17 protein-coding genes are annotated in these 20,481 nt (G+C 70.7%); 11 read left to right on the forward strand and 6 right to left on the reverse strand.

Going from position 1 to position 20,481, the window contains the following annotated elements; translation table 11 throughout:
* The first annotated feature begins 183 nt into the window (after window positions 1–183).
* From pflB to ABT084_RS25605, 9 genes are all read left to right on the forward strand, one after another.
* The gene (gene pflB / locus ABT084_RS25565) at window positions 184–2,454 is read left to right on the forward strand and encodes a formate C-acetyltransferase (protein ID WP_351048233.1); all 2,271 of its coding nucleotides are present in this window, start codon (window positions 184–186) and stop codon (window positions 2,452–2,454) included.
* A 103-nt stretch (window positions 2,455–2,557) separates the two neighbouring features.
* On the forward strand, window positions 2,558–3,394 hold the full coding sequence (pflA, locus tag ABT084_RS25570; RefSeq protein WP_351048236.1) for a pyruvate formate-lyase-activating protein: 837 nt from the start codon (window positions 2,558–2,560) through the stop codon (window positions 3,392–3,394).
* A gap of 115 nt (window positions 3,395–3,509) precedes the next feature.
* Entirely contained in the window at window positions 3,510–4,637 is a 1,128-nt protein-coding gene (locus tag ABT084_RS25575; protein WP_351048238.1) for an MFS transporter, read from the forward strand.
* Complete coding sequence (locus ABT084_RS25580) at window positions 4,634–6,934, forward strand: molybdopterin oxidoreductase family protein (RefSeq protein ID WP_351048240.1); 2,301 nt, start codon at window positions 4,634–4,636, stop codon at window positions 6,932–6,934. Before ABT084_RS25575 ends, ABT084_RS25580 begins: the two co-directional genes overlap by 4 nt.
* Before the next feature lie 7 nt (window positions 6,935–6,941).
* On the forward strand, window positions 6,942–7,541 hold the full coding sequence (locus tag ABT084_RS25585) for a 4Fe-4S dicluster domain-containing protein (RefSeq protein WP_351048243.1): 600 nt from the start codon (window positions 6,942–6,944) through the stop codon (window positions 7,539–7,541).
* Window positions 7,538–8,239 carry a QcrA and Rieske domain-containing protein gene (locus tag ABT084_RS25590; protein WP_351048246.1) on the forward strand — a complete coding sequence of 234 codons (702 nt, stop codon included), beginning with the start codon at window positions 7,538–7,540 and terminating at the stop codon, window positions 8,237–8,239. The genes ABT084_RS25585 and ABT084_RS25590 overlap by 4 nt, the downstream gene beginning before the upstream one ends.
* On the forward strand, window positions 8,236–8,604 hold the full coding sequence (locus ABT084_RS25595; protein ID WP_351048249.1) for a hypothetical protein: 369 nt from the start codon (window positions 8,236–8,238) through the stop codon (window positions 8,602–8,604). Before ABT084_RS25590 ends, ABT084_RS25595 begins: the two co-directional genes overlap by 4 nt.
* A 2-nt stretch (window positions 8,605–8,606) precedes the next feature.
* Window positions 8,607–10,046 (forward strand): NarK family nitrate/nitrite MFS transporter, encoded by a 1,440-nt coding sequence (locus tag ABT084_RS25600; protein WP_351048252.1) that lies wholly within the window; start codon window positions 8,607–8,609, stop codon window positions 10,044–10,046.
* Between the two features lie 31 nt (window positions 10,047–10,077).
* Window positions 10,078–10,278 carry a hypothetical protein gene (locus ABT084_RS25605; RefSeq protein ID WP_351048254.1) on the forward strand — a complete coding sequence of 67 codons (201 nt, stop codon included), beginning with the start codon at window positions 10,078–10,080 and terminating at the stop codon, window positions 10,276–10,278.
* A 1-nt stretch (window position 10,279) separates the two neighbouring features.
* On the opposite strand, the gene mscL is transcribed toward ABT084_RS25605, so the two are convergent.
* Window positions 10,280–10,771, reverse strand: coding sequence for a large conductance mechanosensitive channel protein MscL (gene mscL, locus ABT084_RS25610; protein ID WP_351048257.1), 492 nt, complete (start codon window positions 10,769–10,771; stop codon window positions 10,280–10,282).
* 123 nt (window positions 10,772–10,894) lie between these two features.
* Window positions 10,895–11,377, reverse strand: a complete 483-nt coding sequence (locus ABT084_RS25615) for a hypothetical protein (RefSeq protein ID WP_351048259.1) — start codon at window positions 11,375–11,377, stop codon at window positions 10,895–10,897.
* A 368-nt stretch (window positions 11,378–11,745) separates the two neighbouring features.
* Here ABT084_RS25615 and ABT084_RS25620 point away from each other — a divergent pair, with 368 nt between their 5' ends.
* A complete protein-coding gene (locus tag ABT084_RS25620; RefSeq protein ID WP_351048262.1) occupies window positions 11,746–12,759 on the forward strand; it encodes an alpha/beta fold hydrolase in 1,014 nt (337 codons plus the stop codon).
* Window positions 12,760–12,817: 58 nt separating this feature from the next.
* Here the strand turns inward: ABT084_RS25620 and ABT084_RS25625 are convergent, their stop codons facing one another.
* The 4 genes from ABT084_RS25625 to ABT084_RS25640 form a co-directional block, all read right to left on the reverse strand.
* Complete coding sequence (locus ABT084_RS25625) at window positions 12,818–13,651, reverse strand: S-methyl-5'-thioadenosine phosphorylase (RefSeq protein ID WP_351048265.1); 834 nt, start codon at window positions 13,649–13,651, stop codon at window positions 12,818–12,820.
* A 122-nt stretch (window positions 13,652–13,773) separates the two neighbouring features.
* Entirely contained in the window at window positions 13,774–14,112 is a 339-nt protein-coding gene (locus tag ABT084_RS25630) for an FmdB family zinc ribbon protein (protein ID WP_351048268.1), read from the reverse strand.
* A 67-nt stretch (window positions 14,113–14,179) separates the two neighbouring features.
* Complete coding sequence (locus ABT084_RS25635; RefSeq protein ID WP_351048271.1) at window positions 14,180–15,496, reverse strand: MFS transporter; 1,317 nt, start codon at window positions 15,494–15,496, stop codon at window positions 14,180–14,182.
* Window positions 15,497–15,855: 359 nt separating this feature from the next.
* Complete coding sequence (locus tag ABT084_RS25640; RefSeq protein WP_351048343.1) at window positions 15,856–17,388, reverse strand: potassium/proton antiporter; 1,533 nt, start codon at window positions 17,386–17,388, stop codon at window positions 15,856–15,858.
* Window positions 17,389–17,611: 223 nt separating this feature from the next.
* Between ABT084_RS25640 and ABT084_RS25645 the strand changes: the two genes are divergently transcribed.
* A complete protein-coding gene (locus tag ABT084_RS25645; RefSeq protein ID WP_351048273.1) occupies window positions 17,612–20,479 on the forward strand; it encodes a penicillin acylase family protein in 2,868 nt (955 codons plus the stop codon).
* Window positions 20,480–20,481 lie beyond the last annotated feature (2 nt).

The raw sequence follows: 20,481 nt of genomic DNA on the forward strand, positions 1-20,481 counted from the left end.
TTTCACAAGCGCGCGAAGGGCTTAAGGCCTGCTCGAAATGCCAGGTCAGCGGGTGTGTGGGGCGACCCGGGCCGGAAGCGGGGGGACCTTCGGGCCCCGGTTCGGGACCAACGCGGCCGCAAATGATCGATCAAATGGCGTGCAATGGATACAAGCAATGAGGCGACTCGGAAGGTGCGGGCGATGACTGTCACCCCTGCGGACACCACGAAGAACGGCGGAGCCTGGAACGGCTTCAAGGGCGGCCTGTGGCGCGACGCCATCGACGTCCGCGACTTCATCCAGCAGAACTACACGCCGTACGAGGGCGACGACTCCTTCCTCGCCGGCCCGACCGAGCGCACCACCGCCGTGTGGAAGGCGATCACGGACAGGTTCCCCGAGGAGCGCGCGAAGGGCGTCTACGACGTCGCCCACGACATCCCCTCCACGATCACCGCGCACGCCCCCGGCTACATCGACCGCGACAAGGACCTGATCGTCGGCCTCCAGACGGACGCCCCGCTCAAGCGCGCGATCATGCCGTACGGCGGCTGGCGCATGGTCGCCGGCGCCCTGGAGACGTACGGCTACCCGGTCTCCGAGGACCTGGAGCAGGTCTTCACGCAGTACCGCAAGACCCACAACGCCGGTGTCTTCGACGCCTACACCCCCGAGATCCGCGCCGCCCGCAAGGCGGGCATCGTCACCGGTCTGCCCGACGCCTACGGCCGCGGCCGCATCATCGGCGACTACCGCCGCGTGGCCCTCTACGGTGTCGACCGCCTCATCGCCGTGAAGAAGGAGGAGAAGGAGGAGCTGAACGCCCTCCCCGCGGGCAACCGCTCGCTGGAGGAGACGATCCGCCTGCGCGAGGAGCTCGCCGAGCAGATCCGCGCCCTCGCCGAACTGAAGGCGATGGCGGCCTCCTACGGCCACGACATCTCCGGGCCGGCCACCACCGGCCGCGAGGCCGTCCAGTGGCTGTACTTCGCCTACCTCGCCGCCGTGAAGGAGCAGAACGGCGCGGCCATGTCGCTCGGCCGCACCTCCACCTTCATCGACGTCTACCTCCAGCGCGACATCGACGCCGATCTCCTGACGGAGGAGCAGGCGCAGGAGCTGATCGACGACTTCATCATCAAGCTCCGCATCGTGCGCTTCCTGCGCACCCCGGACTACGACGAGCTGTTCTCCGGCGACCCGACCTGGGTCACCGAGTCGATCGCGGGCATGGGCGAGGACGGCCGGCCGCTGGTCACCAAGTCCTCCTTCCGCTACCTCCAGACCCTGTACAACCTCGGCCCGGCGCCCGAGCCGAACATGACGGTCTTCTGGTCGCCCCGGCTGCCGCAGGGCTTCAAGGAGTTCTGCGCGCGGGTCTCCATCGACACCTCGTCGGTCCAGTACGAGTCGGACGAGCTGATGCGCCCGCGCTTCGGCGACGACACCGCCATCGCGTGCTGCGTCTCGGCGATGCCCGTCGGCAAGCAGATGCAGTACTTCGGCGCCCGCGTGAACGTCGCCAAGACCCTGCTCTACGCGATCAACGGCGGCCGGGACGAGAAGTCCGGCGCCCAGGTCGGGCCCGCGACCGGCGCGCTGACCTCCGAGGTGCTCGACTACGACGAGGTCATGGCCAAGTTCGGCGAGCAGATGGAATGGCTGGCGGACACCTACGTCCACGCGCTGAACGTCATCCACTACATGCACGACAAGTACGCCTACGAGCGCATCGAGATGGCGCTCCACGACCGCGACGTGCGCCGCACGATGGCCTGCGGGATCGCCGGACTCTCGGTCGCAGCGGACTCGCTGGCCGCGATCAAGTACGCGAGGGTCACCCCGGTGCGCGACGAGACCGGCCTGGTCACGGACTACGTGATCGAGGGCGAGTACCCGGCGTACGGCAACAACGACGACCGGGTCGACGACATCGCGGTGTGGCTGGTCGAGGAGTTCATGAAGAAGGTGCGCAGGCACCCGACCTACCGCGGCGCCGAGCACACCCAGTCGGTGCTGACCATCACCTCGAACGTCGTCTACGGCAAGAAGACCGGCAACACGCCGGACGGACGCCGCGCGGGCGAGCCGTTCTCCCCGGGTGCCAACCCGATGAACGGCCGTGACACCCACGGGTACGTGACCTCCGCGCTGTCGGTCGCGAAGCTGCCGTACGAGGACGCCGAGGACGGCATCTCGCTGACCAACACGGTCACCCCCGACGGCCTGGGCCGCACCCCCGAGGAGCGGATCAGGAACCTGGCGGGCGTGCTCGACGGGTACATGGCCAGCGACGGCTTCCACATGAACGTGAACGTGCTCAACCGCGACACGCTCATGGACGCCATGGAGCACCCGGAGAACTACCCGCAGCTCACCATCCGCGTCAGCGGGTACGCGGTGAACTTCGTCCGGCTGACCCGCGCACAGCAGATGGACGTGCTGAACCGCACGTTCCACGGCTCCCTCTAGAGGCGGGGGGCCGCCCGGATCCCTCCGCGCTCCGGGCGGCCCCCGTCCCGGCCCCCGTCCCGGCCTCCCACCAGATCAGCCCCTCGCATCTGGAGCACCTGCCATGACCGTCCTGTTCGGTACGACCATCCCCGTCGGCGCCGCCCACGCCGTCCCCGTGGGCCCGGGGCGGAGCCCCCGGACCCCCGCCGCCGCCGCGACCCAGCGGCCGAGCGAGGGCTCCGTGCACTCCTGGGACCTGTCGACGGGCGTGGACGGTCCCGGCACCCGGTTCGTCACCTTCCTCGCGGGCTGCCCGCTGAGCTGCCTGTACTGCCACAACCCCGACACCATGCGAATGCGCAGCGGCAAGCGGACCTCGGCCGATGACGTGATCGCCGAGGCGCGCAAGTACACCCGCTTCATCACCGCCTCCGGCGGCGGCGCCACGGTCTCCGGCGGCGAGCCGCTGCTCCAGCCGGTCTTCGCGGGCGAGCTGCTGCACCGGATGAAGCACGACCTCGGGCTGCACACCGCCCTGGACACCTCCGGGTTCCTCGGGGCCCGCGCCACCGACGCGCTGCTGCGCGATGTGGACCTGGTGCTGCTGGACATCAAGTCCTGGGACCGGGAGACGTACCAGAAGGTCACCGGCCGCCCGCTGGAGCCCACCCTCGACTTCGCCCGCCGCCTGGCCGGCCTCGGCAACGACGTGCACCTGCGCTTCGTGCTGGTGCCGGGGCTGACCGACGCCCGGGAGAACATCGAGGGCGTCGCCGACTTCGCGGCCGGGCTCGGCAACGTCTCGCGGGTCGACGTACTGCCCTTCCACAAGCTAGGGGAGAGCAAGTGGGAGGCCCTGGACATGGAGTTCTCCCTGCATGACACGCCGTCGCCGACCGCCGGGCAGATCGCGGAGGCCAAGGCGGTCTTCGCGGCGCGGGGCCTGACGGCGGTCTGAGACGTGCTTCCCTTTCGTACGCGCCTTCAGTACTTCCCCCTCGCTTCCCTCCAATGGCCTAGCGACAATGCCCGCGTAGCAGGCTGAAACGGGACATAAGACCTAGCGTGGTCCTGTGCCCGAGCCCTCAGAAGTACTCGACGCAGCGCCACCCCCCGACGAGGCGCCCCCGCCGCGGACGCGGCCGGGGACGCGGCCGGGGGCGCGGCCGGGGGCGGGGCGGTCCGTCACCGCCCGGGCCAGCCTGGCGGGCGCCGTGGTCTCCCTGCTCCTGATCGCCGCGATCGTGCTCGGCAGCAGGCTGCTGCGCGACTTCGACTCCGCCCTGCTCCCGTACGCCGTCGCCACCGTCTTCCTGGCCTTCGGCGTCGCCTACCGCTACACGGTCTGGGTCTCGGCCCCCGGCGCGCGCCGCCTTTTCAAGAAGGGCTTCGGCAGCCTCTTCTCGGGCGCCAACTTCCGCAAGGCCCCCACCGCCCTGCCGAAGATGATCGCCACCTACCTGGGCTTCCAGAAGTTCCTGGGCGCCCGCTCGCACGCCCGCTGGGCCGCCCACCAGCTGATCTTCTGGGGCTGCGTCCTGGCCGCGCTGATCACCTTCCCGCTGACCTGGGGATGGTTCACCTTCACCTCGGGCAGCGCCTCGGGACCCGGCTACGAGATGCGGATCTGGGGCATCAAGGTGCTCGGCTTCGACGCGCTGAGCATCCCGGGCTGGCTGATGTTCCACGGCCTGGACATCGCCGCCGTCCTCGTCATCCCCGGCGCCTCGTACTTCCTGTGGCGGCGGATGAAGGACCGCGGAGCCATCACCGGGCAGCGCTTCGCCTACGACCTGCTCCCGCTGATCCTGCTGATCGTCATCTCCGTGACCGGGCTGCTGCTCACCTTCTCCTCGATCTTCCTGCACGGCGGCGGGTACGAGTTCCTGGCGATCCTGCACATGGTCTCGGTGGTCTTCACCCTCATCTACATCCCCTTCGGGAAGTTCTTCCACATCGTGCAGCGGCCGGCCGCCGTCGGGATGCAGCTCTTCAAGTACACCGCCCGCCAGGACGAGCAGGTCTTCGCCTGCAAGCGGTGCGGGGAGCCCGTGGACACGGCCCCGTACGTCGAGAACCTGCGCGGCACCATGCGCGACCTGAAGCTCGACTTCGACGCCTGGGCGGAGTACTGCCCGCGCTGCAAGCGGGTGCTGCGCGGCGGCGCGTACCTCGACCACGTCAAGAAGGGCTTCAAGTGAGCCGGCAGCCCCTCCCCCTCGACCCTTCGCTCTCCCCGCCCGGCACCCGCGACTTCCGGGACGCGGGCGGGATCCCGGCGGACCAGTGGCATGCGGACCAGAACGGCGAGACGCTCGTCCCCACCCACTGCTGCTTCTGCGGGGTGCAGTGCGGGATGTACCTGCGCGTCGACAAGGGCGGCAAGGTCTTCGGCGTCGAACCGCGCAACCACGACATCAACCGGATGCGCCTGTGCCCCAAGGGCATCAACGCCTACCAGCAGGTCAACCACCCCGACCGGCTGACCGCGCCGCTGCTGCGCCGCTCCCGGGACGAGCCCTTCAAGGAGGTCTCCTGGGACGAGGCGCTGGACCACACCGTCGCCGAGATCCGGCGCATCCAGGGCGCCCACGGCAACGACGCCTTCGGCCTGCTCGGCGGCGCGAGCCTGTACTCCGAGAAGACCTACCTGGTCGGCAAGTTCGCCCGGGTCGCGCTCAAGACCCGGCACGTCGACTACAACGGGCGGCTGTGCATGGTCAGCGCCGCCGGGGCCAACAAGCTGGCCTTCGGCATCGACCGGGCGGGCAACCCCTTCTCCGACATCCTCCTCACCGACTGCCTGCTGATCGCCGGGTCGAACGTGGGGGAGTGCTTCCCCGTGATGACCCAGTACGTGTGGGGCGCCCGCGACCGGGGCGCGAGCCTGATCGTGGTCGACCCGCGCGAGACGGCGATCGCGCGCACCGCCGACGTCCACGTCGCCCTCAAGCCCGGCACCGACTCGGCCTTCTTCAACGCCGTCCTCGGCGTGGTGATCGAGGAAGGGCTGACCGACGAGGCCTTCCTCGCCGAGCACACCACCGGCTGGGAGGAGGTCAAGGCGACCGCCGCGCAGTACTCCCCGGTCCGCGCCGCCGAGATCTGCGGGATCCCCTCCTCCCAGGTCGTCCAGGTCGCCCGGATGTTCGCGGGCGCCGGGAACGCCATGGCGATGCACGCGCGGGGCGTGGAACACCACTCCCAGGGCGTCGAGAACTGCCTGTCGATCATCAACCTCTGCACCGCCACCGGAAACCTCGGCAAGCCGGGCGCCGGATACGGCACCATCACCGGCCAGGGCAACGGTCAGGGCGGCCGCGAACACGGCCAGAAGTCCGACCTCCTCCCCGGCGGCCGCTCCATCCTGAACGAGGAACACCGCCGCCAGATCTGCGAGATCTGGGGCATCGAGGAGTCCGAGCTCCCGCTCGCCGGCACCTCCATGATGGAGATGGTCTGGCAGATGCAGCGGCGCGAGATCCGCGGTCTGATCGGCATCTGCAACAACCCCTTCGTCTCGCTCCCGAACTACGGCACGGTCAAGGAGGGCTACGACACCCTCGAGTTCCACGCACAGTTCGACTTCTTCCTCTCCGAGACCGCCACCAACGCGCATGTGGTCTTCCCGGTCACCGTCTGGGCCGAGGACGAGGGCGTCATGGCCAACACCGAGGCCCGCGTCGTCAAGCACAACAAGGCCCAGGAGCCGCCCGCCGGGGTCCGCACCGACACCTGGGTGATGTGCGAGCTGGCGCGGCGCCTCGGAGTGGGCGACAAATTCGACTTCCCCGGCTCCCGCGAGGTGTTCGAGGAGCTGCGCGTCGCCTCAGCGGGCACGGTCAACGACTACTACGGGATCACCTACGAACGCCTGGAGGAGACCGGCGGCATCGCCTGGCCCTGTCCCTCCACCGACCACCCGGGCACCCCCCGGCTGTTCGAGGGCGGCACGACCTTCCACCCCGACGGGAAGGTCCACCTGCAGGTCGTCGAATGGCATCCGCCGATGGACGCCTACACCGAGGAGTACCCCCTCTCCCTCACCACCGGGCGCACCGTCGCGCACTTCCTCTCCGGCAACCAGACCCGCCGTCTGGGCGCCCTGGTCGAGCAGACCCCGCGCCCGTGGGTGGAGGTCCACCCCTCGCACGGCTTCCGCAACGGCGATCCGGTCCGGGTGGTCACCCGCCGGGGCAGCGAGGTCTTCCCGGCCCTGGTCACCGAGGCGATCCGCCCGGACACCGTCTTCATCCCCTACCACTGGCCCGTCCCGACGGCAGCGAACGCCCTGACCATCGACGCCCTGGACCCGCGCTCCAAGATCCCCGAGTACAAGGTCTGCGCCGCCCGGATCGAGGCCGCCGAGCGCGTCGACGAGGTGCCCGCCCCGCCCACGGCCCCCGGCCACGAGGCCTATCCGGAAACCCAGGTGTCCCGCACCGACCCCCTGCCCCCCACGTCCCCCCAGGGCCGCGGCACGGCGGAGAGGAGCTGATCGCGCCATGATGGGCAGAACGATCTTCATCGACCCGGGACGCTGCATCGGCTGCCAGGCCTGTGTCTCCGCCTGCCGCGAATGCGACTCGCACCGCGGCAAATCGATGATCCACCTGGACTACACCGATCCCGGCATGTCCGTCGCCTCCCTTCCCACGGTCTGCATGCACTGCGAGGACCCGGTCGCGCCCTGCGCCGAGGTGTGTCCCGCCGACGCGATCCTGGTGACCGCCGACGGCGTGGTGCAGCAGGCCGACACCACCCGCTGCATCGGCTGCTCCAACTGCGTCAACGCCTGCCCCTTCGGCGTCCCGAAGATCGACCTTCAGGCGAAGCTGCAGATGAAGTGCAACCTCTGCTACGACCGCACCTCCTACGGCCTGGCCCCCATGTGCGCCACGGTCTGCCCCACCGGCGCCCTGTTCTACGGCACCCTCGAGGAACTCCAGGCCGAGCGCCCCGGCGTCCAGGTCGCCGACTCCTTCGTCTTCGGCGACGTGGTCGTGCAGACCGGTGTGGCGATGGTCGTTCCCGCCGACAAGGTGCAGTGGCCCGTCCCGGGCGGGCTCCCCGTCGTCGAGATCAACGGAGTGGATGTCCGATGAGCGTCACCGAACAGCCCGCTCCCGGCCCGGGCGGCGAACACGGCCCCGGCCCGGACGCGGACACGGGGGTGGGCGCGGGCGCCGACACGGGGGTGGACGCCGCCGCCGTGCAGCTCAGGGACCGGATCAGCGCCGATTCCCTGACCACCCGGCGCGACTACCTGCGGATCGTCGCCACGGTCTCCGGCGGGCTGGCCATCGGAGGCGTGGGCGTGGCCGCCGGCATCCTGCACCGGCACGGGGACAACGAGACCCTGCCCAAGCCCAAGAAGGTCGCCGACCTGCTCCCTCCGGGGCACTCCGTGGCCTTCCGGTTCCCCGGCGAGGAGGACCGCGCCCTGGCCGTACGCCTCCAGGACGGCTCCCTCGTCGGCTACTCCGCCGTCTGCACCCACCTGGCCTGCGCGGTGCTCTGGCGCGAGGACCGCGGCCCGGACGGGGAGCTGTACTGCCCCTGCCACGAGGGAGTCTTCGACGCCCGCACCGGCGAGGTCACCGCGGGCCCGCCACCCCGCCCGCTCCCCAAGGTCTTCCTGAGCGAGCAGGTGGACGGAAGCGTCTGGGCCGTGGCCACCGCCCGGTCCGGAGAGCCGGCCAAGGAAGCCCTGTGCCGGCAGTTCAGCGACGCCCGCCCCGAGATGGCCGCCCGCCTGGGCTGCCCGGGCGCGGCCCGCGCCACCGAGAGCAGGCGGACATGAGCGACCCCCGGGTTCCTCCCCGGCCCGCCTACCGGCCGGGCAGCGCCCAGCCCCGGCTGAACCGGCCGGTCCGGGAGCGCTACCCCCAGATCCGCCCGACCAGCGGCTACGGCGACCCCCGGATCCGGCACACGGGCCCCGGCCCGGGGGCCGGTACCGAGCAGGAACCGGAGCGTTCCTCGAAGCTCAACGCCCGTCTGGCCCTGGCCCTCACCGTCGTGATCGGCCAGCTCTGGGCGCTGACCGTGACCGTCAACGAGTGGATGAAGGGCAATGCCCACACGGCCTGGTGGGGGGCGGGATTCCTCTTCCTGTCCTTCCTCGTCGTGCTGGCTCTGTGGTTCCTCGACCCGAAGGACCGGTGACCATGTCGATACCCACCCCCACCCCCACCCCCACGTCCACGAAGCCGCGATCGCACCGCGCCGAGACCTACAAACCCGGCGCCACCATCGGGGACTGGCGCCCCGAGGACGACGGTTTCTGGCAGTCCACCGGCCGCACGGTGGCCCAGCGCAACCTCTGGATCTCGATCCCCGCGCTGATGCTCGGCTTCGTGGTCTGGCAGGTCTGGTCCGTCACCGTGGTCAAACTGAACGACGTCGGCTTCGGCTTCTCCAAGTCGCAGCTGTTCTGGCTGACCGCCATCCCGGGCATCACCGGCGGCACCTTCCGGATCCTGTACACCTTCATCGGGCCGATCTTCGGCGAGCGGAAGTTCACCGCGCTCAGCACCCTGGTCCTGGTGGCGCCGATGCTCTGGCTGGGCTTCGCCCTCCAGGACACGGGCACGCCGTACTGGGAGCTGGCCCTGATCGCGGCCGTCTGCGGGATCGGCGGCGCCAACTTCGCCTCCTCGATGGCCAACATCGGCTTCTTCTTCCCCAAACGGGAGAAGGGCAGCGCCAACGGCCTCAACGGCGGTCTCGGCAACCTCGGCGTCAGCGTGGTCCAGCTGGTCGCGCCGCTGGTGGTCACCGCGGCCGTCCTCGGCGCGCCGGCGGGCGGTCCGCAGCACGACGCCAAGAAGAACACCGACATCTGGCTCCAGAACGGCGCGTTCCTCTGGGTGCCGCTGCTGGTCATCATGGCGCTGCTCGCGTGGTTCCTGATGAACGACCTCAAGGTGGCCGCGGCCCCCTTCAGCGAGCAGAAGATCATCTTCAAGCGCAAGCACAACTGGCTGATGACCTGGCTCTACGTCGGCACCTTCGGCTCCTTCATCGGCTTCGCCGCGGGTCTGCCGCTGCTCATCAAGAACAACTTCGAGACCCAGGGCTACCAGGCCACCACATATGCCTGGATCGGCCCCTTCATCGGCGCGCTCATGCGCTGGGCCGGCGGCTGGCTCTCCGACAAGATCGGCGGGGCCAGGGTCACCATGCTGTCCTTCGTGGGCATGGCGGCCGCACTGGTCGTGGTGATCTTCGCGCTGCCGTCCGGCGGTGACCGGGGAAGCTTCTGGACCTTCTTCATCGGCTTCCTGGCGGCCTTCTTCTTCTCCGGTCTCGGCAACGGCTCGACCTTCCGGCAGATTCCGGTGATCTTCCGGGACCAGCACGCGAAGCGCGCCGAGGGCCAGGGACCCGAGGCGCAGGCCGCCGCCCTCAAGCAGTCCGAGATGGAGGCGGGCGCCGTCACCGGCTTCTCCTCGGCGATCGCCGCCTACGGCTTCTTCTTCATCCCGGCGATGTTCGCCGCGATGGCGGTCACCAACGCGCTGTGGATGTTCATCGGCTTCTATGCGACCTGCCTGGCCGTCTGCTGGTGGTTCTACGCCCGCAAGGGCGCCGAGGCTCCCAGCTGATCCGCCGCGGGGGCGGCCGTACCCTTGAGGCATGAGTACCGCCCCCGCCTCCGGACCGCAGTCACCCCAGCCCGCCGGGCCCCGGCCGAAGCCGAAGCTGGACTTCGACGACCCGCTGGACCGGCAGTCCACGGACGACACGGACCGGGGCTGGGGAGAACGGCCGCCCGCCGCGGACAGCGCGGCCGACCTGGCCCGCTTCCTCGACGAGAAGCCGCCGCACCACGTCTGAGTCAGGCCGAGGCGTCCCGCCCCTGGCCGCCCGGGCCCGCGTTGCGCTGGGCGACGAGGGTGTCGCGGATCTCCTTGAGGACCTCCAGCTCGGTGATCTCCATCGTCTCCTGGACGCCTTCCCTGGCCCTGCGCCGCTGCTCCACCTTGGCCAGGTACTTCGCCATCGGCAGCACCATCAGGAAGTAGACGACGGCGGCGGTGATCACGAAGCTCAGCGTCGCGTTCAGCACCGTGCCCCACATGATCGGGATGCCGGAAACGACCTCGCCCGTCGCGTTCGTCTCGCACGGGCTCTTCAGGCAGGACGAGTACCTGTCCAGGTCCTTCGTGCCGATCGCGCCGACCAGCGGGCTGATGATCCCCTTGACCACCGAGTTCACGATGTTCGTGAACGCCGCGCCGATGACCACGGCCACCGCGAGGTCGACCACGTTGCCCCGCATCAGGAAGGCCTTGAAGCCTGCCAGCAGGCCGGTCTTCTTCTCGCTCACCACTGCATCTCATTTCGCTCGTACTGCACTCGGAGTCAACGGTTCCGAAAACTACGGCAGTCCGGGCACGGCGTGTCCAATCGAGGCCCACCTTCAGGTGACTTGTCCGCGCGCGCGTACGGCTCAGCACAACGTCACCGCCAAGCGCGTCACGCTACCCGCCCCCACCAGAGCCCGCGCGGTGTCCCGGGGCACCGACAGGACCACCAGCGCCCCACCGTCCCCGACACCCTTGTCCGCGACGGGCACTTCGGCAACCCGGGCCCCCTCGGCCAGCACCCGCGGCGGGCCGTCCCGCTCGGCCGCCACCACGTCCACCCGGTCCCCGGGCCGCAGCAGCCGGACCGTCGCCGGGTCGGCGATCCGCACCGGCGCCGACACCATCGGGACGGGCGCCGCGCGCCCGGCCGCCGCGGTCACCGGGGGAGGCGGCGGGGGCGGCGCGCCCCGCGAGGCCTGCGCCTCCGTCCCGGCGGCCGCGGCCAGCGCGGCGGCCGCCACCGCGAGCCCCGCACCGACCGCCCGCCGCCTGCGCCGCACGGCCCTGCGCAGCCGGTCCCCGCTGCGCCCCACCCGGAGCGGGGCGAAAGCCGGAACCACGTGCACCGGCCCACACGTAACGGCAGGCCCGGAAGCGGGGCGAGAGGAGCCGGCCGAGGAGGAACCGGCCGAGGAGGAACCGGCCGTGGACGAGCTGGACATGGCAACCACACCCTTCGTCAGGTGAACCCCGGGCGATCTGCCCGGGCTTCCCTCACGATCCCGCGGTCCCGCGGATCCCGCTCCGGGCTGTGGACGATCCCCAGGTTGTGGATAACTTCCTCACCCACACGGCCCCCACACGGCCCCCGCACGGCCCCCGTACGGCACCCGCACGGCGCCGACCGATGAGTTCCTCCGCCGCCCGCAGTCCTTCCTGTGACCGGACCCGCCTCCACGACCCCGTGGCGGCCCAGCCCAGCGAAGGACCCGCCATGACCCGCACCGACCGCAGCCCCCGGGCCCACACCCTCCAGGTGCCGGGCGTACGCCTGTACTACGAAGTGCGCGGCGCCGGACCGTTGCTCCTGCTCCTGGGGGCGCCGATGGACGCAGCCGCCTTCGGCGCGCTCGCCGACGCACTCGCCGCCGACCGCACCGTCGTCACCCTCGACCCCCGGGGGATCTCCGGCAGCGTCCTCGACGACCCGCGACAGGACTCCACCCCGGACCTGCGGGCCGACGACGTCACGGCCGTCCTGGACGCGCTGGGCGCCGACCGGGCCGACCGCGCGGCCCGCGCCGACGTGTTCGGCAGCAGCGGCGGCGCCGTCACCGGGCTCGCGCTCATCGCCCGCCACCCCGGCCGGGTACGCACCCTCGTCGCGCACGAACCGCCCTTGCTGGAGCTGCTCCCGGACGCCGCCGAGCGCCGTGCCGAGGCCGAGGAGGTCATCGAGGTCTTCCACCGTGCGGGAGCGGGCGCGGCCTTCGGCCGGTTCCTCGCCATGGCGGGCATCGCGGGCCCGGCGGACGGCGACGGCCCGGCGGACGGCGACGCCCCGGCACCCGGCAACGGCCCGGCGGACGGCGACGCCCCGGCGGGCATCGCCGGCCCGGCACCCGGCAACGGCCCGGACATCGCCCCCGGCCCGGAATCCGTCCCCGGCCCGGAAACCGGCGACCGCCCGACGCCCCAGGCCCCCGCGGCCCCGCCCTTCGAGCCCTCCGCCCAGGACCTGGCCAACAGCGCCCGCTTCTTCACCCACGAGCTGCGCGACACCATCGCCTACCGGCCCGACTTCCCGGCCCTGGCCGCGGGCGCCGACCGGATCGTCGTCGGCGTCGGCGCGGACTCCCGGGGCCAGCTGGCGCACCGCACGGCCGTCACCCTGGCCGCCCGCCTCGGCTCCACCCCGCCGACCGAATTCCCGGGCGACCACGGCGGCTTCCTCGCTCACCCCGAGGAGTTCGCGGCCCGCCTGCGCGCGGCCCTCACCGCCGGGTAAGGCCCCGGCTCCGGGCAGGGAGCACCCCGGCGCAGGCGCCCGACAGCCCCCGGCAGGCCTACGGCAGTTCGATGCCCAGGTCCCAGCCGTCGTGGGCGTGGGTGCACAGGCAGTCGCGGGACTCCGTCGGCGGGAGGGCGGTGACCGCGTCGAAGAGGACCTCGCGCAGGCGGCCGACGTTCTCGCCGAAGACGCGGAGCACCTCGGTGTGGGAGACGCCCTCGCCCGTCTCCGCGCCCGCGTCCAGGTCCGTGACCAGGGCGATCGAGGAGTAGCAGAGGCCCAGCTCGCGGGCGAGGACGGCCTCGGGGTGGCCCGTCATGCCGACCACGGACCAGCCCGCCGCCGCGTGCCAGCGGGATTCGGCGCGGGTCGAGAAGCGCGGCCCCTCGATGACGACCATGGTGCCGCCGTCCACCGGTTCCCAGTCGCGGCCCCGCGCCGCGGCCAGGGCGGCCGCGCGGCCCACCGGGCAGTAGGGGTCGGCGAAGGTGGTGTGCACGACGTTCGGGACGGATCCGTCCGGCAGGGGCTCGCCGTCGAAGTACGTCTGGGCGCGCGCCTTCGTACGGTCGACCAGCTGGTCCGGGACGAGCAGGGTGCCCGGGCCGTACTCGGGGCGCAGGCCGCCCACCGCGCAGGGGCCGAGCACCTGGCGGACGCCGACCGAGCGCAGCGCCCAGAGGTTGGCCCGGTAGTTGATCTTGTGCGGCGGGACCTTGTGGTCGCGGCCGTGACGCGGCAGGAACGCGACCTGGCGGCCGCCCAGCTCACCGAGGAAGAGGGAGTCGCTGGGCCTGCCGTACGGGGTGTCGACCTCGATCTCCGAGACGTCCTCCAGGAAGGAGTAGAAGCCCGAGCCGCCGATGACACCGATCTCTGCGTTCGCCATGGACCCCACCCTAACCGGGCATGCGAAAGGCCCCGCTGCCGGTGTGAGCGGCGCGGGGCCCTTCGCGTGGCGTGGGGCGCGCGGTGTGAACCGCGGAACGCGAAAGCGTGGAACGAGGAGCGTCAGGCGGCCGAGGTGCTGCCGCCGCTGCTCGACGAACCGCTCGACGACGAGGCCGAGGCCGACGACGAAGAGGACGAGGTCGAAGACGACGACGAGGCTGCCGGAGCGGACGCGGTCGCCGTCGACGCGGGCTTGGAGGCCGGCGTGCTGCTCGACGAGGAGCCGCGGCTGTCGTTCCGGTAGAAACCGGAGCCCTTGAAGACGATGCCGACCGCGGAGAACACCTTCTTCAGGCGTCCGTCACAGCTCGGGCAGACGGTCAGCGCGTCATCGGTGAACTTCTGCACGGCCTCAAGGCCCTCACCGCACTCGGTGCACTGGTACTGGTAGGTCGGCACGAATTTCCTCCTGGCACTCTCACTCAATGAGTGCTAACGACGTTCCATGGTGACGTATTCCGGCCGATCAGTCCACCGTCACCGGTACGCGGTGACCCACGACACGCTCATTCACACGGACGGAAGCCGTCGGCTTGGAGGTGTTGATGATCCGGCTCGGGGCCTTCGGCGCGTTCGCCGCCAGCTTGGAGCGCAGCGCCAGCAGGGTGACCAGCGCCAGCGCGGTGGCCACCGCCGGGACCAGGAAGCCGTACGACGACCCGTGGGCGTCGGTCAGCTGGCCCGCGATGGTGACCGCGGCGGCCTGCCCGAAGGCGACCGCTCCGGTCAGCGCGGTGAAGGCCTCGGTCCGCGCGGCGGCCGGGACCAGCTGCTCGATCATCGTGTAGCCGGTGATCAGGGCCGGGGCGATGCACAGGCCGACGACCAGACCGAGCGCGCCGAGGACGAACACGGAGTTCACGGTCCACAGCACGGACGCGGCGGCGGTCAGGCCGACGTAGCCGAGGATCAGGCGGCGGCGCGGGCCGATCTTCCAGGCGATGGTGCCGCAGGCGATGCCCGCGATCATGTTGCCGCCCGCGAAGATGCCGTAGAGCAGGCCGTTCGCGCCCGGGTTGCCGATCTCGTCGGAGAACGCGGCGAGCGAGATCAGCATGCCGCCGAAGACGGCGCCGATGCCGACGAAGGCGACGATCAGGACGCGCAGGCCGGGGAAGGACAGCGCCGAGACGTGCTTCGCGTCGCCCGCGAGCCGGGGCACCGGCTTGGGCTGGGTGCCGCGCTGGGCGGCGAAGAGCAGGCCGCCGATGAGGGTCAGGCCCGCCTCGGTGAGCAGACCGGCCGAGGGGTGGACGGTCGTGCACAGGAAGGTCGCGAGCACCGGGCCGACGACGAAGGTCAGCTCGTCGGTGACGGACTCCCACGCGGCGGCGGTCGACAGCAGCGGCGAGCCTTCGAGCTTGGCGGCCCAGCGGGCCCGGACCATCGGTCCGACCTGCGGCACCGAGGCGCCGGCCGGGACGGCGGCCAGCGCGAGGGCCCACAGCGGAGCGCCCGCGAGGGCGAGCAGGGTCAGCCCGACGACGGACGCGGCGTGCACGATGACGGTGGGGATCAGGACGGCGCTCTGGCCGCGGCGGTCGGCGAGCTTGCCGATCTGCGGGGCGAACAGGGCCATCGAGATGCCGGTGACGGTGGCGACGACGCCCGCGTCACCGAAGGATCCGGTGGTGTTCTGGACGAGCAGGACGATGCCGATGGTCAGCATCGCGAAGGGCTGCCGGGCGGCGAAGCCGGGGATCAGGAAGCTGAGGGCACCGGGCGTGCGCAGCAGCTGCCCGTAGCCGGGGCGGGACGTGTCGGTCGTGACCGCGGATGTCACGGCCTTGCCTTTCCGCTGCCTGGTAGAACTCCCCGACTGCGGACGGTGCACCGCCTTGTGAGCGAGTCGCACCCGTACATGTGGGAGCCCCGAGAGCTGTCCTCTTGCGCCGAACCGAGTGATACCTGGGCGCCCACTGCGGGGGGTGCCACGGCCGCCGAGCGGTCGCGCCAGCTCTGCGTCAGACAGAGTTGGTTCGATATGGTGTGCCTTCATGCTACAGGCCCGCCGCCCGTTGCGCCCTGTGATTGTGGCGACATCGCATGACTTCACCTGCGATTAACGGGAACTTCGTCTTCCGGTACCCCCGAAAACAGGGCAGAACGAGCCACTCGGCATCGAATCTGTCTTGTTTTCCGCTACTTGGGACGCGGCCCGCGCGGCGTGACGGCGGTGGCCCCGCCGCCCGTCCCCAGCCAGCCCGCCAGCTTGCCGCCCCGGGCCACCGCCCGCAGCCGGGCCTCGGTGGCGTCCCGTACCGGATCCGTCGTCACCACCAGCAGCTCGTCCCCGCGCCGCAGCACGGTCGCCGGGAGCGGTACGAAGCTCTTCTCGTCCCGCACCACCAGCGTGACGGCGGCTCCGGCCGGCAGCCGCAGCTCGCTGACCTCGACCCCGCTCATCCGCGAGCCGTCGGGTATCCCGAAGGACAGCAGGTGTCCGCGCAGCCGCTCCAGCGGCGCCGATTCGATCCCGAGGTCCGCGGGCCCCGGCGCCTGGTCGCCGAGCTCGAGCTTGCGCGCCAGCCACGGCAGCGTCGGTCCCTGCACCAGGGTGTAGACGACGACCAGCACGAAGACGATGTTGAAGACCCGGTCGCTGCCCTCGATCCCGGTCACCATCGGGATGGTGGCCAGGATGATGGGGACGGCGCCGCGCAGGCCAGCCCAGGACATCAGGGCCTGCTCCTGCCACGGCACCCGGAAGGGCAGCAGGCTCAGGAAGACCTCCAGGGGTCGCGCCACCATCGTCAGCACCAGGCCGATGATCACAGCGGGCCAGAAGTCGTGGACCAGGTCGTGCGGGGTGACCAGCAGGCCGAGCAGGACGAACATGCCGATCTGCGCGATCCAGCCGAGCCCGTCCGCGAACCCCCGGGTCGCGGGCCAGTGCGGGAGCTTCGCGTTCCCCAGCACCATGGCCGCCAGGTACACGGCCAGGAAGCCGGAGCCGTGGGCCATCGCGCCCGCCGCGTACGCCGTCACGGCGATCGCCATCACGGCGATCGGGTAGAGGCCGGAGGCGGGCAGGGCCACGTGCCGCAGGCCGTACGCCCCCATGAAGCCGACGGAGAGGCCGATCGCGACGCCGATGGCGAGTTCCAGGGCGATCTTGCCGAGCAGTACGTACCAGTCGTCCACCGGGCCGACCGTGGCGAAGGCCACGACCAGGATCACCACGGGAGCGTCGTTGAAACCGGATTCGGCTTCCAGCACACCGGTGATGCGCGAGGGGAGCGGCACCTTGCGCAGTACGGAGAAGACGGCGGCGGCGTCCGTCGAGGAGACGACGGCTCCGATCAGCAGCGCCTGGCGCCACTCCAGCCCCACCAGATAGTGGGCCCCGGCGGCCGTGACGCTCACGCTGACCGCGACGCCGACCAGCGACAGCACGATCGCGGCGGGCAGGGCCGGCCTGATCTCTTTCCACTTCGTGCCCAGACCACCCTCGGCGAGGATCACCACGAGGGCCGCGTAGCCGATGACCTGCGTCAGTTCGGCGTTGTCGAAGACGACGTTGCCGATGCCGTCCTGGCCTATCGCGATGCCTATGCCGAGGTAAATGAGCAGACTGGGGAGCCCGCTGCGCGAGGAGACGCGCACCGCCGCGACGGCGATGAGCAGCACGAGCGAGCAGACCAGCAGAAGCTCATTGAGCTGGTGGACAGTCAGCGGGCGATCCTTCCCTCGGAGCGCCTGCCGGATCGTTCCTCCGGCGGCAAGTACTTCGTTACCTTACCTAATATTTGACGATTTCTTGACGCTCTCCTCACATTGTGAAACGGCCATCGCCCCTGCTGCCAGCCGCCGGGACCCCTCGCGGATCACTCCCGGGCGCCCTGCGCCTATGGTTGCTCCAGCACTCCAGGACCACCCTGCCCCGCGAAGGACAGCGATGCCCGCCAACGAATCCGCCCCTTCCGTCAAGAAGAAGGGACGACGCGCCCGTCTGATCGTGCTCATGCTGGTGCTGGCGCTCGTCGCGGGCCTTGGCTACGGGGCGTACTGGAGCGCGGACAGTCTGCGCGCCTCCTACCCGCAGACCACCGGAACCCTCAAGCTCGCCGGGCTCACCGCGCCCGTAGAGGTGAAGCGCGATGCCAAGGGCATCCCCCAGCTCTACGCCGACACCGACCAGGACCTCTTCCGCGCGCAGGGCTTCGTGCACGCGCAGGACCGGTTCTGGGAGATGGACGTACGCCGTCACATGACCTCCGGCCGTCTCTCCGAGATGTTCGGAGCCGGCCAGGTCGAGACCGACGCCTTCCTGCGCACGCTGGGCTGGCGTCAGGTCGCGCAGACCGAGTACGACACCAAGCTCTCACCCGAGACGAAGAAGTACCTCCAGGCCTACGCCGACGGGGTCAACGAGTACCTCAAGGGCAAGTCCGGCAAGGACCTCTCCGTCGAGCACGCGGCCCTCAAGCTCAGCGCCGACTACAAGCCCGAGCAGTGGACCCCGGTCGACTCCGTGGCCTGGCTCAAGGCGATGGCCTGGGACCTGCGCGGCAACATGCAGGACGAGATCGACCGCTCGCTGATGACCGGCAAGCTCACCCAGGCCCAGATCGACGAGCTGTACCCGCCGTACCCCTTCGACCGGAACAAGCCGGTGATCGACGGCGGCAAGATCGAGGGCGGCAAGTACGTCGCCCAGGGCGCGCCGGGCTCCGGCTCGGGCACCTCCGGATCCAACACCTCCGGTTCCGCCACGGGCTCCGGCACCGCCTCGGGCGCCGCTTCGGGTTCCAGCACCACCACCGGGTCCGGCGGCGCCGCCACCGGATCCAGTGCCTCCGCCAACTCCAGCGCCGTGGACAACACCACCGTCCAGGGCGCCAGCGCGGGCCTGCGCTCCCAGCTCACCTCGCTGGCCTCCACCCTGGACCAGATCCCCGCCCTCCTCGGCCCCAACGGCAGCGGCATCGGATCGAACTCCTGGGTCATCGCGGGCAAGTACACGACCACCGGCAAGCCGCTGCTCGCGAACGACCCGCACCTGGCCCCGCAGCTGCCCTCGGTCTGGTACCAGATGGGCCTGCACTGCCGGACCGCCTCGGCGTCCTGCCAGTACGACGTCGCCGGCTTCTCCTTCTCCGGCATGCCCGGCGTGGTCATCGGCCACAACGCCGACATCGCCTGGGGCATGACGAACCTCGGCGCCGACGTCACCGACCTGTACCTGGAGCAGATCAAGCCCGAGGGCTACGTCTACGACGGCAAGGTGCTCCCCTTCACCAGCCGTGAAGAGGTCATCAAGGTCGCGGGCGGTGCCTCGAAGAAGATCACCGTGCGGACCACGAACAACGGTCCGCTGGTCTCCGACCGCAGCGACGAGCTGGGCACGGTCGGCGCCCGCGCCCCGGTCGGCAGCACGGCCCCCGACCGCGGCAACGGCTACGCCGTCGCCCTGCGCTGGACGGCCCTGGACCCGGGCAAGTCCATGGACGCGGTCTTCAAGATGAACCGGGCGAAGGACTGGACGAGCTTCCGGGCCGCCGCCGCCGACTTCGAGGTCCCGTCCCAGAACCTGATCTACGCCGACAACAAGGGCGCGACGGGCAACATCGGCTACCAGGCCCCGGGCCGGATCCCGCTGCGCACCACGGGCGACGGCCGGATGCCCGCGCCCGGCTGGGACTCGAAGTACGGCTGGAAGGGCTACATCGCCCAGGCCGAGCTGCCCTCCGAGTTCAACCCGCAGCGCGGCTACGTCGTCACCGCCAACCAGGCGGTCGTCGAGAGCGGCGCCGGCGCGGGCAAGTACCCGTACACGCTGACCACCGACTGGGGCTACGGCGCCCGCAGCCAGCGGATCAACGACCTCATCGAGGCGAAGATCAAGGACAGCGGCAAGATCTCCACCGACGACATGCGCACCATGCAGATGGACAACAGCAGCGAGATCGCCGCGCTGCTGGCGCCCATGCTGACCAAGATCCGCGTCTCGGACCCGGACGTGCGCTCGGCCCAGAAGCTGCTCGAGGGCTGGAACTACACGCAGGAGCCCGACTCGGCGGCCGCCGCCTACTTCAACGCGGTCTGGCGCAACATCCTCAAGCTGTCCTTCGGCGACAAGATGCCGAAGGAGCTGCGGGTCAAGGACAGCTGCATGAACGTCAAGGGCAACGGCACCGGCCCGGCCGACGACCTCGCCGAGGTCGTCCGCGAATGCGGCCAGCGCGGCGCCGACTCGGCGCAGCCCGACGGCGGCGACCGCTGGTTCGAGGTGGTCCGCAAGCTGGTCAAGGACGAGAAGTCGGCCTGGTGGCAGTCGCCCGCCCTGTACTCGGACAAGGCGACCACCACCCGCGACGAGCTGTTCGCGCGGGCCATGAAGGACGCCCGCTGGGAGCTGACCGCCAAGCTCGGCAAGGACCAGTCCAGCTGGAGCTGGGGCCGTCTGCACCAGCTGACGCTGAAGAACCAGACGATCGGCACCGAGGGCCCCGGCTTCATGAAGTGGCTGCTCAACCGCGGTCCGTGGAACCTGGGCGGCGGCGAGGCCACCGTCAACGCCACCGGCTGGAACGCCTCCAGCGGCTACGACGTCACCTGGGTCCCCTCGATGCGCATGGTCGTGAACCTCAACGACCTCGACAAGTCCCGGTGGATCAACCTGACCGGCGCCTCGGGCCACGCGTACGCCGATCACTACACGGACCAGACGGACATGTGGGCCAAGGGTGAGCTGCTGGACTGGCCGTTCGGCAAGGAGGCGGTCGCCAAGGCGACGGTCGAGACGCTGACGCTCAAGCCCTAGGG

Source organism: Streptomyces sp. NPDC002138, assembly GCF_040296485.1.
GTDB lineage: Bacteria > Actinomycetota > Actinomycetes > Streptomycetales > Streptomycetaceae > Streptomyces.

Excerpts from the sequence above, each read along its gene's own strand:
- ABT084_RS25595 (WP_351048249.1), top strand. The coding sequence starts at position 8,236 with ATGAGCGACCCCCGGGTTCCTCCCCGGCCCGCCTACCGGCCGGGCAGC.
- ABT084_RS25645 (WP_351048273.1), top strand. The coding sequence starts at position 17,612 with ATGCCCGCCAACGAATCCGCCCCTTCCGTCAAGAAGAAGGGACGACGC.
- ABT084_RS25605 (WP_351048254.1), top strand. The coding sequence starts at position 10,078 with ATGAGTACCGCCCCCGCCTCCGGACCGCAGTCACCCCAGCCCGCCGGG.
- pflA (WP_351048236.1), top strand. The coding sequence starts at position 2,558 with ATGACCGTCCTGTTCGGTACGACCATCCCCGTCGGCGCCGCCCACGCC.
- ABT084_RS25585 (WP_351048243.1), top strand. The coding sequence starts at position 6,942 with ATGATGGGCAGAACGATCTTCATCGACCCGGGACGCTGCATCGGCTGC.
- pflB (WP_351048233.1), top strand. The coding sequence starts at position 184 with ATGACTGTCACCCCTGCGGACACCACGAAGAACGGCGGAGCCTGGAAC.
- ABT084_RS25600 (WP_351048252.1), top strand. The coding sequence starts at position 8,607 with ATGTCGATACCCACCCCCACCCCCACCCCCACGTCCACGAAGCCGCGA.
- ABT084_RS25590 (WP_351048246.1), top strand. The coding sequence starts at position 7,538 with ATGAGCGTCACCGAACAGCCCGCTCCCGGCCCGGGCGGCGAACACGGC.
- ABT084_RS25620 (WP_351048262.1), top strand. The coding sequence starts at position 11,746 with ATGACCCGCACCGACCGCAGCCCCCGGGCCCACACCCTCCAGGTGCCG.
- ABT084_RS25625 (WP_351048265.1), bottom strand. The coding sequence starts at position 13,651 with ATGGCGAACGCAGAGATCGGTGTCATCGGCGGCTCGGGCTTCTACTCC.